The organism is Flintibacter hominis, from assembly GCF_014287965.1.
Classification (GTDB): Bacteria; Bacillota; Clostridia; order Oscillospirales; family Oscillospiraceae; genus Lawsonibacter; species Lawsonibacter aceti.
Window position 1 is genome coordinate 74674 of the sequence record NZ_JACOPO010000006.1, and the last position, 14312, is coordinate 88985.

The 14312-nt window shown below is 49.5% G+C and carries 15 protein-coding genes; 3 read left to right on the top strand and 12 right to left on the bottom strand.

Annotation, left to right across the window (positions count from 1 at the left end):
- Nucleotides 1–4: 4 nt before the first annotated feature.
- From H8S11_RS09965 to H8S11_RS10010, 10 genes are all read right to left on the bottom strand, one after another.
- Nucleotides 5–2284, bottom strand: coding sequence for a DEAD/DEAH box helicase (locus H8S11_RS09965; RefSeq protein ID WP_186853024.1), 2280 nt, complete (start codon nt 2282–2284; stop codon nt 5–7).
- Nucleotides 2285–2289: 5 nt separating this feature from the next.
- Entirely contained in the window at nt 2290–2757 is a 468-nt protein-coding gene (locus H8S11_RS09970; protein ID WP_186853025.1) for a DUF4365 domain-containing protein, read from the bottom strand.
- 1 nt (nt 2758) lies between these two features.
- On the bottom strand, nt 2759–3079 hold the full coding sequence (locus tag H8S11_RS09975; RefSeq protein ID WP_186853026.1) for a nucleoside triphosphate pyrophosphohydrolase: 321 nt from the start codon (nt 3077–3079) through the stop codon (nt 2759–2761).
- Nucleotides 3069–3452, bottom strand: a complete 384-nt coding sequence (locus tag H8S11_RS09980; RefSeq protein ID WP_186853027.1) for a (deoxy)nucleoside triphosphate pyrophosphohydrolase — start codon at nt 3450–3452, stop codon at nt 3069–3071. Before H8S11_RS09980 ends, H8S11_RS09975 begins: the two co-directional genes overlap by 11 nt.
- Entirely contained in the window at nt 3449–4003 is a 555-nt protein-coding gene (locus H8S11_RS09985) for a M48 family metallopeptidase (protein ID WP_366461104.1), read from the bottom strand. Before H8S11_RS09985 ends, H8S11_RS09980 begins: the two co-directional genes overlap by 4 nt.
- Nucleotides 4000–4491: a DUF3427 domain-containing protein gene (locus tag H8S11_RS09990; protein WP_186853028.1), complete on the bottom strand. Its 492-nt coding sequence runs from the start codon at nt 4489–4491 to the stop codon at nt 4000–4002. Before H8S11_RS09990 ends, H8S11_RS09985 begins: the two co-directional genes overlap by 4 nt.
- Before the next feature lie 12 nt (nt 4492–4503).
- Nucleotides 4504–5541 (bottom strand): helicase-related protein, encoded by a 1038-nt coding sequence (locus H8S11_RS09995; RefSeq protein ID WP_186853029.1) that lies wholly within the window; start codon nt 5539–5541, stop codon nt 4504–4506.
- 37 nt (nt 5542–5578) lie between these two features.
- Nucleotides 5579–6442: a DEAD/DEAH box helicase family protein gene (locus H8S11_RS10000; protein WP_186853030.1), complete on the bottom strand. Its 864-nt coding sequence runs from the start codon at nt 6440–6442 to the stop codon at nt 5579–5581.
- An 842-nt stretch (nt 6443–7284) separates the two neighbouring features.
- Complete coding sequence (locus tag H8S11_RS10005) at nt 7285–7890, bottom strand: HNH endonuclease family protein (protein ID WP_186853031.1); 606 nt, start codon at nt 7888–7890, stop codon at nt 7285–7287.
- A 4-nt stretch (nt 7891–7894) separates the two neighbouring features.
- A complete protein-coding gene (locus tag H8S11_RS10010; RefSeq protein WP_186853032.1) occupies nt 7895–8287 on the bottom strand; it encodes a hypothetical protein in 393 nt (130 codons plus the stop codon).
- A gap of 56 nt (nt 8288–8343) precedes the next feature.
- On the opposite strand from H8S11_RS10010, the gene H8S11_RS14285 reads away from it, so the two are divergent.
- Entirely contained in the window at nt 8344–8751 is a 408-nt protein-coding gene (locus H8S11_RS14285) for an alpha/beta hydrolase-fold protein (RefSeq protein ID WP_366461108.1), read from the top strand.
- A gap of 9 nt (nt 8752–8760) precedes the next feature.
- Complete coding sequence (locus H8S11_RS14290) at nt 8761–9006, top strand: hypothetical protein (protein ID WP_366461110.1); 246 nt, start codon at nt 8761–8763, stop codon at nt 9004–9006.
- Between the two features lie 484 nt (nt 9007–9490).
- Here H8S11_RS14290 and H8S11_RS10020 read toward each other — a convergent pair whose 3' ends face one another.
- Both H8S11_RS10020 and H8S11_RS10025 read right to left on the bottom strand, forming a co-directional pair.
- Nucleotides 9491–10795 (bottom strand): RNA-binding domain-containing protein, encoded by a 1305-nt coding sequence (locus H8S11_RS10020; RefSeq protein WP_186853033.1) that lies wholly within the window; start codon nt 10793–10795, stop codon nt 9491–9493.
- Nucleotides 10796–11863: 1068 nt separating this feature from the next.
- Nucleotides 11864–12736 carry a tyrosine-type recombinase/integrase gene (locus H8S11_RS10025; protein WP_186853034.1) on the bottom strand — a complete coding sequence of 291 codons (873 nt, stop codon included), beginning with the start codon at nt 12734–12736 and terminating at the stop codon, nt 11864–11866.
- A gap of 448 nt (nt 12737–13184) precedes the next feature.
- Here H8S11_RS10025 and H8S11_RS10030 point away from each other — a divergent pair, with 448 nt between their 5' ends.
- Nucleotides 13185–14300, top strand: coding sequence for a hypothetical protein (locus H8S11_RS10030; protein WP_186853035.1), 1116 nt, complete (start codon nt 13185–13187; stop codon nt 14298–14300).
- Nucleotides 14301–14312 lie beyond the last annotated feature (12 nt).

Genomic DNA, 14312 nt, shown 5'->3' on the forward strand with positions numbered 1-14312 from the left:
TAAGTTATCCCGTTGCCCCGGGTCTGAACCGCCGATAGTAGTCTTCCAGTTTCTCATCGCACACCCGCTCGATCTCCTGTTTTTCCTCTCGGGTCAGCTTCTTCCAGACGGACTCGTCCACTTGGATCACGCCCAGGGTCTTGGTATGGTGGAGCATCTGCATATCCTCGAACCGCTTGAAGGGGTTGGACAGGATATTCCGCTGGGCCTGGGCATCTGTATAGCCGCCCTTGGCGAAAATACTGTTGGCCTTTTCCGCCACCAGCCCAGCCGCTCTGCGGGCCTCATAAAATTCTCGGAAGTAGGTGACGATATCGCTAAGTTTCACCCGGCCCTTGTCGTCGGCAAACTGGAGCACCGCCTTCAACAGTACCGGTTTGTAGGAATAGCTCATATCCATCTGCCGCACCATGTCCAGAAACAGATCCTTGCGGTTGGAGTCGTCGATGAGCGTCCAGCCGTACTGTTTCGCATACTTCTGGAGCGTCTCCTCTTTGAAGTATTTGAAAGTCCGGTGCTCACTCATGGGCACCACCAGATCCGGTACCAGCAGGCCATCCCGGACATACCGCTCGATGGTCTCCGTCTGCACGTCCACCCGGCGGACGAACTCCATCTGGGAGATCATGCCGACGGCTTCCTCCTGCCAGTTGAAGATGTCTACCAGCTCGTAGTCCAGGGCATCCACCGGCCAGTCGATAAGAGCGTCCGGGCGTTCTCCCTTGTCATAAAGCCCCTGCTCGGCGGTTTTCTGCCGTTTGGTGCCCAGCACCAGGGCGCCGGGCTTGTACTCTTTCAGCCGGAACAGCCGGTGCATGGAGTAGGGCATGTTGTACTGGCTGGCGTTGTCCACGAAATCAAACACCATCAGGCTCTCCTTGCCGGGGGACAACCGCATGCCGCGGCCCAGCTGCTGGGTATAGAGCACCTTGGACATGGTAGGTCGGGCCATAAACAGCACTTCCGTAGCCGGGCAGTCCCAGCCCTCGTTGAGCAGATTGCAGGCACACAACACCTTGACCTCGCCCTTTTCAAACTGAGCCAATATCTCCCTGCGGTCGCTGGCCTTGATCTCTCCGGACACCGCCTCGGCTACCACACCGGCATCGTGGAGCCGCTCGGCAATCTCTTGGGCGTGCTTGACGGAGGCGCAGAAGATCACTGTCCGCTTGTCCCTCACATACTGGAGCCAGGTGTCCACAATGAGCTGATTGCGCTCCGGCACATAAATCTTGCTCTCCAGATCCCGGATGTTGTACTGAACGCTGTTGAACCGTACCTTGGTCAAGTCGATGTTGGTGTGGATGCGGATGCACCGCACCGGAACCAGCTCGCCGATCTCCACGGCGGTCTGGATATCCAGCTTGTGGGCGGTGTTCTTGAAGATGTCCAGGATGTTCTTATCGTCGGCCCGCTCCGGCGTGGCGGTCAGACCAAGAGTAAATTCCGGCGCGAAGTAGGACAAGACCTTCTGATATGTATCGGCGGAGGCATGGTGTGCCTCGTCTACGATGATGTAGCCGAAGTCATCCGGTTTGAACCGCTCCAGATTCAATGCCACGCTCTGGATGCTGCCGCAGACCACAAAAGCGTCCTTCTCTTTGCAGCTCTCAACATAACAGCCTACAGTGCCCCCCGGCCACAGTTCCCGGAAGGTCTTGGCGGCCTGATCCACCAGTTCCACCGTGTGAGCCAGGAACAACGTCCGCTTTCCAAACCGCTTGGCGTCCATGACAGCGGTCACCGTTTTCCCAGTGCCGGTAGCGTGATAGAGGAGGGCGATGGTCTCGAAATTGCAGCGCATCTCCTCCAGGGCTGCCAAGGCCTGCTTCTGGTGCTCCTTCAGCTCAAGCTGGGAGCCGTCCAGGGACTTGCCCCGCTGGGTGGGGAGGTAGTCCTCGATCTCCTTGAAATTGGGGTGTTGGCCCAGGAATACTCGCAACTCGTCCTTGACGGTCTCCGGCTGCTGCTGCATCTGCCGCACCGCCCAGCGGTACACGTCCCAGCCCAGATAGATCATGCTGTTCTGCTTGAGCAGGTCATCGTAAAATTTGTTCTGGGAGACCAGTTTCGGGTTGTGAGAGGCCTCATCGTCAATCTCGATGGCCACCTTCCGCCCGCCGTTTTCAATCAGAAAGTCGGCAAATCGGCTGTTCTGGTAGATGTCGGAGAAGGGATATTGGGAGTAGAGGTAGCTGGCTTTCTCAGCACCAAAAGTGTCGGAGAACAGTTCAATGAACAGATCCTCGGCACTGCTGCCGGAGGCGGAGCGGTAGGTAGGCATGGAGATCACCTCAGCTTTGCATCATGAAAATAGGACGCTTCTTTGTACGGGTCAAGAAGGGGTAAATTTTTCTTGGACAGATTGATTCCCCATTCCGGCGCGCTTTTCTGCCCAGGTTTATCATAGTTCCGCTCAACAAACAGTGCGCTGCAGTGATTCCACACCTGAGACGGAATCACATAGCAATCAGGCAGCGCTCCGTCTGAAAACAGAAGCAGATACACCAGCCGAGTGGGAGAAAGAACCATTTTATCTTTTCGGATATAAACATAGTCCAGATTACGGACGGCCTTGACTTGAACTTCATAATATTGGCCATCCATGGGGTTTCTCGCCACAAAGTCTACGCCATGGTCATCCACTTCGGAGGTATAGACATCGTATCCGTAGGAAGCAAATTCCATCTTTGCATAGTACTCCGCATATCGCCCCAACTGCAGATGAGAAAGCTCAGACCATTTCGTGTTCGGCATTTTAATTCTCCAATACTTCTCTCAGCAGGATTTTCTTCTCAAACCCGCCCCGTTTGGCGGCCTTGTCCGCCCGCACCTGCTCCAGTTCTTCCAGCGTCCAGCCGCGGGCCTTCACGACCTCCTGCATGACTTCCAGAAGGTCGGCCAGCTCTTCCAGGGACTTGCTCTCCTGATACTCCGCCAGTTCCTCGTTCAATTTCTTGTCCAGGAGAGTTATGTAGTCCTCGTCAGAGAGCGTTTCACAGACGCAGGTTTTCCCATCAGCTTCGATGATCTCCGGAATACGATCCCGTACCAGTTTATGATAAGCTTTAATAGGCATCCTTTAGCCTCCTCAAAATTTCCTCATCCGCAGGGCAAAATGCATACTGATCGATTTCATCCACCGTAATCCAGCGGATGTCATTGTGCTCCAATTTCTGAGGGATACCCTCCCGGATAGTCGCATGAAGCAGCGTCAGGTGGACCGTCAAATCCGGATATTTATGGATGACATCCATAAATACTTCGCCCACATCCAGCGTGACAGCCAGTTCCTCCTGGCATTCCCGAATGAGCGCCTGCTCTTTTGTTTCTCCGGGCTCCACCTTACCCCCTACAAACTCCCACAGCAAACCTCTTGCCTTATGTGCTGGGCGCTGGCATATCATAAACTTGTTTTCATCCCAAATCAGGGCCGCTACTACCTCTGTCATGGTTCAAGCCTCCTGATAATCTTGCTTCCATTTTCTTTTAACCAGTGATATTGTTCTTTGTACCCAGGCAATACGCATTCCACCAGCGTCCAAAACGCCGGGGAATGGTTCAGCTCTTTCCGGTGACATAGCTCATGCACCACCACATAGTCCCGTACTTCTTCTGGGCAGAGCATCAACAGACAGTTGAAGTTCAAATTGCCCTTGGCAGAGCAGGAGCCCCACCGGCTTCGTTGATTGCGGATGGTAATCCTGCCCACTGTCACACCAACAATAGGAGCATACTTTGCCACACGCTGTGGGAGATCCTTCAAGGCAGCATCAGCCAGGGCGTGAATTTCTTCCACTGTAAACGGAGTTTCTTTTTCTTCGTTACGCTTCTTTATAATTTGCAGATGTTTCTCAATCCATCGTTGCTTTTCCATCACAAACCGCTGAATATCATTGTCCTTCATCTCCAGCGGTACTCGGACAACAATACGTAAATCTTTTTTAATTTCAATCGCAATTGTCCGTCGTTTAGAACGAATAATTTCAAGTTGTTCCATCATTTCGTCAGCCCAAAATCATATTGCAAATAATCCGGCAGACTATGCTCCATTACCACATCAAATAGGTAGGTGCCATTCCCGGTTTCTGTTTTACGGCAATTATGTAGCGTCCCTTTTCCTACATAGGTGAATGGTAGAACGATGCCGTTTTCACTGGATACCTTTCCAATAAACAAATGGGCATAACTGCTGGCCCTTAGCTTTGCTAAATCAGACACGGGAAGATGCGCCATAGATTCCCACTGAAATACGTCTGGTTGCAAAAATTTATCTTTATAGTTAAGTTTATCTGCTTCCGGCAAATCCTTTTTCAAAGAAGCAAAGATTACTCCATAGTCATCGTAGTAGTAGGTCCCAACGGCTGTATAGCCGGGATTTTTCAGCAGCTTCACCTGATCCATACGGTAGTTCTGCCACAGTTTGAAGCCAGTCTCCTCCCCGTTGTCGGCATAATAGCGGGTGATACCATAGGTCAGGAGGTCATCCACATACTCCTGCAACTAATCATCCAATTTGATGCAAAGAGACAGAGTATCGTTGCCTCTGGTGACAACCTTCAAAAACTGCAAAGCGTGTTCCAGCTGCTCTTTTCTGTAACCAGGAATCTTTTCCGACAATTCCTGATCGAGTTCTTCTATCCTGCCGGTACCGTTCATGAGGCAGCGGACGATTTCAAACTCATGGGGGCGCACCAGAGGGAGCAGGCCCGAAAGGTATCCAATGAACGCCGTCTGTTCTTCGGTAAATACCGGCAGATGTTCTTCTCCGATCCCTGTCAGGAAATTGTAATAACAGCCCGTCTTTTTGCCGCCAATTTTGATACTCATGAAGCGGATTAAATCCGGGGCGCAGTCATTATTCAGATAGTCCATGTGCCACGGGTAAAATTCGGAGCTCATATACTTTTTGAAGTTAAAATAGTCCTGCTTCAGGTACTTGATGGCATTGAAGTTCTCCTGGTCAATAAAGTCCAAAATTTCTTCTTTACTCAGATCATCAATGCGTATCTCTACACCGTACTCAGAAAGCCCGAGTGCTACAAAATCATCCCGCACTAGGGAGGCCATCAAGCGCTTCTCCACAACAAAGTTTTCTGCCAAAGAGGACAGTGCAAATGCAATCTGCACACTACGTTTATAGCTGTTTCCGATAAAGTCCAGCACTGTTACATAGGGTTTGTTATCATACTTTCGCAAACCACGGCCAAGCTGTTGAATAAAAATGGTGGAGGATTCGGTGGGGCGTAAAAAGAGAACCATATTTACGCCGGGAATATCCACACCTTCATTGAGAATGTCCACGGTAAAAAGAATTTCCAGCGAGGCGCTGTCACTTTGCAGATCATTATAGGCACGGATTCGTTCACCAATGTCATTCCGCCCTGTTAGGTAGGCAGTATGATATCGTTCCCCCATCACTTCACTCATCATACGGGCATGGGTGACATTGCGGCAAAAGGCAAGTGCCTTCAGCTTGCCTTGAGGACAATGAGCTTCGATTTGTTTCGCAATAAATTCACAATGCTCATCATTGGCCATCTGTGCGATTAAGCGCCGCTCTTCTTTGGCAGTCAGGCTATAAGTATTTGAATGGGACCACCAGATTGTTGACAATCGCATCTCGAAGCCGCAGTTCATAGGGTACATTCTTATCAAACAGCTCAAAAACATCCTGGTTGTCCATCCGCTCCGGCGTAGCGGTGAGTCCGAGCAAAAACTCCGGCTCAAAATAAGCAATGATTTTCTTGTAGGTTTCAGCCGTAGCGTGGTGACATTCATCGATGATGATGTAGTCAAATTCGTCCTTACGAAAGAGCTCCAGCGTCTTGCACATGGTAATATTCGTAGCAAAGACAAAGTCTGCATCAGATTCCTTACTGGTTCCACTATATATGCCGTAGGACACGGCGCTGCCAAATACATCCTGGAATGTTTCCAGCGATTTTTTCAGAATAGACCCCTCATGCACCACATAGAGCAGGCGCTTGGGGTTAAAATTCAGTGCGTCAAAGGCTGCCAAATATGTTTTACCACTGCCTGCCGCCGCAACCACCAGTGCTCGATTGGTACCCACTGCCCGGTATCGATTCAACTCTTTCAGAGCCTTGCGTTGCATAAAGTTAGGCTTTACAAGCGCAGCTGACAGGTCGTAATCCATATCCCACCGCTCAATTGCAAAATTTAGCTTGTTAGCATACAGATTTAGAATTTCTGAATTCAGCAGATGAGTAGCGTTCCACTTGTCCTCAAATTCCGCCAGGGCTTGTCCGTATACATCATCATCCTGCACCACTACATCCCACTCAATATTCTTCAGCAGGGCATACCGGGTAATAATTTGAGGAGCCCACAATGACCTCTCGGTGGTCGTTAAACTCAAATAGATACCCCTTGGAATGGTAACCAAGCGTGGCATAGCCTGAATCATGAAAACATTCATAACCCAGATGGCACTGGAAATTGGAACAACGCCCCATAAGCGAGAAAAAACTTTTCAGTGACTCAAGATCCGTGAAGTTTTGATAGGTGGAAGTAATGATACGACCTGTACACCCTCGCTCCACAGCAGCCTCTAAATCTTTGAATAACAAAACCAGGCCAGCTTTTTTAATAAAACTGACCGAAAAGCAAAAGGAACTGCACCGACGCAGATTGTCCTTGAGTTTCTCCAAAAAGGTGGTTTCTGTATAATTCGTAAGAAATTGATTTATCATACTGGTACCCCCAGGTTCCGGTGTGCTCCATACCCATCAAAACATTTGAAATAGTACACCTTATGAGCAGACTATACAGACAAGCAAAAATGCTCTGCCATGCGGCAGAGCATTTGGTTTATACATTCGTGCCGCCAAGGCTAATCCCAACACCTGACAGCGTTGTATATAATGATAGCATATTCAATAGGGATTCGCAAGGATCATATGTTCGCACAATTTTCAGTCGCTTTGCAGCAGAGATACATGTCGGTTTCTGCATCTTCTGCATCTGTTGAGTTTGAAGGTCTGTCCCTGGTCGATGAGGAAATTGAATCAAAATTGCAGTACAGACAATTGCTACAATCGAAAGTTGAGGAACCTATATGTGAACCTTCAAAATAGACAGCAAAACTGTATCTGTTTTCCCAATCTCTAAAATAGGAACTCCGATTTCCGACCTCAATACATTCTCTGGTGAAAACCAGAAGATGTTTGATTCTGCACAGTATATTACTCTGTGGTCTATTAGTGTTCTGAACTCGAGCTACGACATGATACCCTGGGGTGGTCATCATGCCTTCAAAAATTAAGCTGTTTCCTGGGAAACCTTTTCCCACAAATCAAAGTATTTGAAAAAATTGTCCGTAATTAACTGTAGAGCGGCTTCTTTTTTTCTACATTCTTTACCTTGAAGTTTGTCCTTATCAATACTGGCTTCGAGCTCATCTCTTTTTCGTTTGAGTTTGTCCAAATTATGTATAATCTCGTGACGTTTTAAGTACAATTGAAGAGTCTTCTTCATATATTTACCAAGAGGTGTGATTCCTGATATTGATCCGTCTGGAAGCCGTATGAGATGCTTATCATATTCTTCAGTACATGGATCAATAAACCCTTCAGGCCCTACAACATTTATCTTTGAATTATCGCTTGGCCAGATATCCCATTTTGCCCGGTTGCACCACGGACAAGCATAGAGTAAGTTATCATAATCATACCGTAATTCAGGGAATTTTTCTTTAGGAGCAAAGTGCTCGACATGATATACGCGATACCCTCCACCATATTCATCTAAATCATCATAGTAGGCACAACGATGCCTAAAATCTACTGATAGGTGCTTCTTATTTGTTCTATTTGTCCGAAACACCTCTCCATGATAACTTCTAATTGGCCGTTTCTCTCTAAGCATAGTATCATTCGCTTTCTATTATTTGGTCAATTTTAGAAATCAGTTCATTTATCTTTTCAGCTGCAAACCCTTTCTTAATGGGGACGGAAATGGCTGAACGGCCATCAATACTTCGCTCAATTTTGGAGTCCAATTCAAGAATACGTCCGTCAACTGTTGCCGACTCACCCGCACGAGGCAACAATGATTCCAACTCTTCTTTCCAATTCTCCATCTCCACTCGATGCTTTTTGATTTGCTCAATCAACTTTGAATTAAGTTCTACTCTTTCTTCATTTTCCCCTATATAGCGCGCAAAATCGAACACAAGATATGAATCAAAGAGCTCATGATCAAACAGATCATCTTTATAGGTGGTCAGTACAAAAATGGGGAATCCATGGATATCCAATATCAAGATAAAGATACGGCGGATATTTTAATAAATAAGGCAGAAAGCAGATGGGCTAAGATATGTTCAACAATAAAACTGTATCTATTTTTCTAAATACCAAACCAGATGCACCCATCATCTACCTCAATACCTTCTCTGACGAGGGCCAGAAGGTATATGAGGCTACGCAGGCCATCGGCTGCCCGCCGTTTACACTGGTGGCCATCAGCGATTTGGACTGGAACCACGACATGGTGCCCTGGGATAGTCCACCTGCTTTCAAAAATGCTGAGCCCTGCACCGGTGGTGCGGACGAATATCTGCGGCTTCTGACCGAGGAAATCATCCCAATGGCAGAGAAGGAAATTGCCGGTGCTCCCCGTTGGCGTGGAATCGTGGGGTATTCTCTGGCTGGGCTGTTTGCGCTGTATGCCATCTACCGGACGGATCTCTTTTCACGGTTTGGCAGCATGCCCGACTCTCTCTGATTTTCAAGTATGAACGAGTATATCTTCTCCCATGAACCGAAACAGTGGCCAGATTGTATGTACTTTTCTCTGGGAGATAAGGAGAGCAAGGTCCGGAACCCGATCCTGCGAAGCGTCCGTCAGAACACGGAGGCTATCCAATCCTTCTTCCAGGACAAAGGGATTGACACGGTGTTTCAGCTGAACCCTGGGAACCACTACGACCATGCGGCGGAGCGCACCGCCGCAGGACTTTGTTGGCTCCTGAGTAGGTGAGGTAACTCATCCTCTCGCCAGGCTTTATTCTTTGTATAGGCGTGTTAAAAAGGGAACAATTGATGACACCTCATCCCAATATAGGATTGCGTTTCTCAGCCAAGTACCATCTTGAATATTGATCTCTGGATAGTACAAAATTGTTTGTGCCATAAATCCACCTCATCTCAGTTTTTAAACTGCAGTTAGGAGCAGGGGGCAGTTTTTTCGACGGTAGGCATTTGCTTTTCCAACACAGTATCAAGGTGTCCTTACTCTCGGCCATTGCTTCTATCATCTTAAAATACATTTTCCAAAATGCATAAGTGCTTCCGTTGCTTCGATAAAAATAGGATTGTGTTGCTCCAGCACATTGGGACCAGTGTAAAGATTAATTTTGTTATTTTTACATGAAGTGGCTATTTAATAAAATTTCAAGAAGTATATATTCTCGGCCATTAATGATCGCTTTTTGATCCATACACAGCCTCCTCCACACCCGCAGTTACTTCCGTCTATACTTTGTTTTCCTGCCATTTCCGTCCTGATAAATGAGGCCCTCGGCGACCATGCGTTTCAGAATCCGGTTGGCTGTGGCCTGGCTTACATCCAGCAGCCAATCCACATCACTGCGCACGATATGCCCATGGGAACCAATGAAATCCAGAATCCGTTGCTCGTCGCCTTTGACCGTGCCACCCAATGTCTCTGCATGATTTGCGCCGGCGTTCCTGTTTGGCAGCGTAATTTTGAATGCGTTGCTCGATACCTCAATTTTGGGTTTTAATTTCGTCTCCGCGTAGGCGTTCATGATTTTAGGCATACCTGTGCCGTATGCCTCAATCAGCTGCAGACGATAAAATATGGCTGCCAGCTTGGGGTTTCGGCAAACCGAGAGTCCCAGCATAATGTCGTCCAGTGCAATGCCGGAGGGCAGTCCCCCCACAGAGACAAATTCGATTCTGTCTGCATATACACTGACAAGGGTGCTTGCACGGAAGGAATAGTCTCTGTGGACCAGCGAGTTCAACAGCGCTTCCCGCAGTGCATCTTCCGGATAATCCCGTGTGTCGATTCGGTATAGTCCATCAAACGTTGCCTTTGTCTGGTTGCGCATATCCAGATAGCTGTACAGCTCCTCCATCTGCTGAAACAGCGAACCGCCAAATTCTCTTCTGTCCTGAAAAGTTCCTTTATCTTCTCCCGAAAAGGTCGCCGCCTTAATGGTGCTGGGACACTGGTCGGACAGGAGGAGCGCCGCATTGGAGTAGATACCGTCCGTGGAGATCATCCCAAGGGTCTGCATTTTTGCAGCATCAAATGGGATATGCTGCTTTTCAAATTGCTTCCCTGCCGTTTCAAAGCTAAGGTTCTGCTCCAGCGAACGCATGGATTCGAAGCTGTCGCCGTCGGTTTCCTTGATCATTCTTCGGATTGCAGTATCTGTGGCCGGGTCAGAAGATGTGCCGTTTCTGACATAGACCCCACTGGGTTTCAGCCCCTTGCTGCTCAGATAATAGGGACGGTCGGTCCCTTTTTGAATGGTCACAGCGATGATATCCTTGTCATTTACATGCTGGGTCTCATAGCCCACAAACATGGTCACATCGGGCTTGATGGAATCCCGAATCATATTGTTCAACTGTAACATGACTTGATCGGTGTTTTTGACTCCCACAACGCTCCCATCGTTGCTGACGCCAATATACAGCGTGCCGCCTTTTGTGTTGGCAAAGGCAATGACTTCTTTGCAAATATAACCCACGACCTCTGCCTTTAACTCAACAGCTTCGCTTTCAACAAATGCCATACATAGCACCTCCTCTTCTTAGTTGTCATTATAATCATTCTTGTCATTCTTGTCAAATCATATTCATCAGACAGAAAATAATTCCGAATTATCAAAGCCCGCGTATTTCTTTGTATAGGCGTGTTAAAAATTGATACGCCTGACCTGACAAAATACCTTGCATCTCAGCCCTGGCAGAGGTACAATACTCCAACCCCGAACATGAAAAAGAGCCCTTCTGGCCAGGTGGCGGCAGCGGATGCCGCGCCTGGTCAAGAAGGGCTCTTTGACCACATGTTTGACCACAGACAGTGCCGGAGCACTCGGAAGCAGTGGGATTAAGAGTGTCAAAGAATGAGTGGAATGTAGCGAAAATGGTTAAAATCCATTAGAAATCACCATAAAAAATTTACTTCAACCGTTTGGGAGCAAGATGCCGGGAGTTCGAGTCTCCCCACTCGGACCAATTCCCCTTGGAGCAGACGCTCCAAGGAGAGTTTTTCTTTATTTTGCGGAGCAAATTTGGAAATTCACTTTTCTCCTATTGCCCGTTGGTAAATTTCGTCCAGCTTAATTTGCATTTCTGTATATATTGCATTTTTCTCATCTATTTCCTGAATGATATACTTTATATTTACTTTTGTAGTCATCATTATAAGCACGATAAACTTAACAAACGAAACAGAGGTGAGAACTGTAAATAATGTCATTATTTCAGCATAATGAGGGATTTCATACGGGACAAACACGCACAATACTGTTGCTACAAATGATTCAGTTAAACCTATTCCAATTAAAAAGAACAGTTGCCCTTCTACCTTATTTTTTAGTAATTCATCGTTTATTTTTGATGCAGATGTGACAACAAATGCGTTTCTTCATTCTGTTTTTCCCCTCTCTATCTATGTAAAAATCATTTATGCCTGCCCCCACAGGCCGGGAAAACGTGAGATTACTTGACTGTCCCGGCAACGCCCCCCAGTTCTTTTGACAGGCTCCCGCCCGTCTTTTCTGTGGAAAGAACGTCCGCAACAACATTCTTTCCGTTTTGTCGTTTTACGCAGAAAAAAGACCACAACAGAATTTCCACTATGTGGTCAAGACAAGGCCCATGCGCTCCATCTGCCGGGCGTGGACGGCCCCGCTCTCCATGGTGTAGACGCGGGTGGTGTTGACGGAGGAGTGGCCCAGAATGTCCGCCAGCCGGGACAGGTCCTTTTCCAGCGTGTAATAGGTCCGGGCGAACAGGTGGCGCAGGTTGTGGGGAAAGACTTTTCCCGGCTCCACCCCGGCGCTGTCGCACAGGCGCTTCATGTCCCGCCAGATGTTAGAGCGATCCAGGGGCCTGCCCGTCCGGGTGGTGAATACAGGATTTTTGACGTCCGCCGGTTGGGCGGTCTTTTTTTGTGCCTGGAGGTATGTTCGCAGCAGGCGGCGCAGCTTGTCCGGCAGGAAAACGGTGCGCCGCTTGCCCTTGTTGGCGATCTCCGCCCGGCCCGTCTGAACGGCCTCCACGGTGATGAATTTCAGCTCGCTCACCCGGATGCCGGTGGCGCAGATGGTTTGCAGGACCAGAGCGAGGCGCCGGTTGCCGTCCAGCTCCGCCGCCCGGACCAGCCGGACGTACTCGCTCCGGGTCAGCTCCCGGCCCTCGTCACAGAACGGAGACTTTTGAATGTTCAGCAGCTTCACGGCGCACTCCCGCCAGCCCATGAAGCGCAGAAAGCCGTTGACGGCGGCGATCATGCTGTTTACCGTGGCCGGGGCGTGGGCGGCGGTCAGCTCCTCCTTCCAGCCAATCAGGGCGGCCTTGGTGACGGGCCGCCCCGCCAGATGGCGGCCCAGGGCCTCCAGGTCCCGGACGTACTTTTCAATGGTGCTGTCCGCCCGCTCCTCCTCCCGCAGATGGAGGACATAGCGGCGGAGCAGGCCGGGGGTGAATTTGTGGCATTTTGGTTCCATAGCGGTATCTCCTTTGGTGTCCAGATATCGCTATTGTACAGGATCAGGGGGACATGATACGAACCGGAAGGTAAAAGCTTTTTCCTGTTAAGATTAATGTAAATTTTGGTTGATTATTTTCTCGTAATTCGGTATCATGAAAATAAACGATTCCAGCATATCATTTCCTTTGAACGAATCCTCCAGCCGTACAAGCATTGACATGATCAGAGTGTACACTGTATGTATAGAATCTGGAGTAATACATCTGGAACCTTTGGAAAATGCGTATGAATCATCCAATAACGGCCTCGTTTCTATATAAAAAACTGATTTTCTCCCAAGAAGAAACCACATCCGCCGGTGGATGTGGTGTTTCCCTCGCGGCCTTTTCACGCCCCGCGTCAGCCTGTCCAAGTGACAGAGCGTCGCGGGGCGTTTTTCTATCATCGAAAAGGAGTCGAAAAATATGAGCCTGAAATATACCTGCCCCGGCTGTGGGACCCCTTTGGGCTATGACGGATTGTGCTGGAAATGCAAGTGTGAGCAGGAGCGAAAAACTGCATTGGCCTGGACACCGGAACAGATTGCCGAGAAGCAGAGAAACCTGATCCAGAACATCCATCGGCTTGCTGATATGGAGGACCCCGAATGTACCGACTTCTGGCAGCTTCTGGGCTACCGGGACGCCATCACCCCGGAAATCCAGCGGGCGGCGCTGGCCGCAGGGGTGTTCTGGCCCTGTGAGATCTATTATCACGCTCCCGCTGATGTGGGGGAGGGCCTGATCCACGCGCTGCTGTCCACAGAGGATTCCAGTGAAGCGTCCAACCTGATGTGCTGCCTTGCCATGCAGGGAGATGACAAGGCAATGGAGACTCTGCTGGAGCTGGAGCGAAATCCCCGGCCCTGGCGTAAGGGCCTCTATGTGGACCCATCCATTTACGCCCAGTGCGGCGGCTGGACCTTTAATAAAAAGGGACAACGGACCCAACTCAACTTCGATACCTGCTTTTCCTTCGTCAAGGGAGCCCCCGGCGAAGTGTCCCCCGTCCGCATCGGGCGGGCACGGGAGGACACCTGTCCCCACTGCGGCGGGCGGATGGCGGACATGCTGGTGCTGGACGGCCGGGACAAGCGGCTGAAGTTTCTGGGGCTGGACGGCATTCTGACCGCCACCTGCTGTCCCAACTGCGTGGGCTTTCTGAAAGGCCCCGCTTTCAACCGCTTTACTCTGGACGGCGGCGTAGAGGTCTTTCCCTCAGAGCTCTTTGACGGGGCGGGAAAGATGGACTGCTATGTCCGGCCGGAGGACTACAGGTCCCTTACCGAAAATCCCTTCGTGCTGGGCGGTGCGCCTGTGCCCCCGTTCTATGGCGCCGCCTGTGACGATGTGAACACCGTCGGTGGCTTTGCCAACTGGGTTCAGGACTGGGAATACACCGCCTGCCCCCACTGCGGAAAGCCCATGAAATATCTGGCCCAGATCCAGTGGGATACTTTGATGGACGGCACAGAGGGCACACTCTACATCGAGTTCTGCCCTGACTGCCAGATCGTATCCATGCAGCACCAGCAGACCTGATAGGAGGAAATC

Excerpts from the sequence above, each read along its gene's own strand:
- H8S11_RS09965 (WP_186853024.1), bottom strand. The coding sequence starts at position 2,284 with ATGCCTACCTACCGCTCCGCCTCCGGCAGCAGTGCCGAGGATCTGTTC.
- H8S11_RS09970 (WP_186853025.1), bottom strand. The coding sequence starts at position 2,757 with ATGCCGAACACGAAATGGTCTGAGCTTTCTCATCTGCAGTTGGGGCGA.
- H8S11_RS09975 (WP_186853026.1), bottom strand. The coding sequence starts at position 3,079 with ATGCCTATTAAAGCTTATCATAAACTGGTACGGGATCGTATTCCGGAG.
- H8S11_RS09980 (WP_186853027.1), bottom strand. The coding sequence starts at position 3,452 with ATGACAGAGGTAGTAGCGGCCCTGATTTGGGATGAAAACAAGTTTATG.
- H8S11_RS09985 (WP_366461104.1), bottom strand. The coding sequence starts at position 4,003 with ATGATGGAACAACTTGAAATTATTCGTTCTAAACGACGGACAATTGCG.
- H8S11_RS09995 (WP_186853029.1), bottom strand. The coding sequence starts at position 5,541 with ATGGCCAATGATGAGCATTGTGAATTTATTGCGAAACAAATCGAAGCT.
- H8S11_RS10000 (WP_186853030.1), bottom strand. The coding sequence starts at position 6,442 with ATGAATGTTTTCATGATTCAGGCTATGCCACGCTTGGTTACCATTCCA.
- H8S11_RS10005 (WP_186853031.1), bottom strand. The coding sequence starts at position 7,890 with ATGCTTAGAGAGAAACGGCCAATTAGAAGTTATCATGGAGAGGTGTTT.
- H8S11_RS14285 (WP_366461108.1), top strand. The coding sequence starts at position 8,344 with ATGTTCAACAATAAAACTGTATCTATTTTTCTAAATACCAAACCAGAT.
- H8S11_RS14290 (WP_366461110.1), top strand. The coding sequence starts at position 8,761 with ATGAACGAGTATATCTTCTCCCATGAACCGAAACAGTGGCCAGATTGT.
- H8S11_RS10020 (WP_186853033.1), bottom strand. The coding sequence starts at position 10,795 with ATGGCATTTGTTGAAAGCGAAGCTGTTGAGTTAAAGGCAGAGGTCGTG.
- H8S11_RS10025 (WP_186853034.1), bottom strand. The coding sequence starts at position 12,736 with ATGGAACCAAAATGCCACAAATTCACCCCCGGCCTGCTCCGCCGCTAT.
- H8S11_RS10030 (WP_186853035.1), top strand. The coding sequence starts at position 13,185 with ATGAGCCTGAAATATACCTGCCCCGGCTGTGGGACCCCTTTGGGCTAT.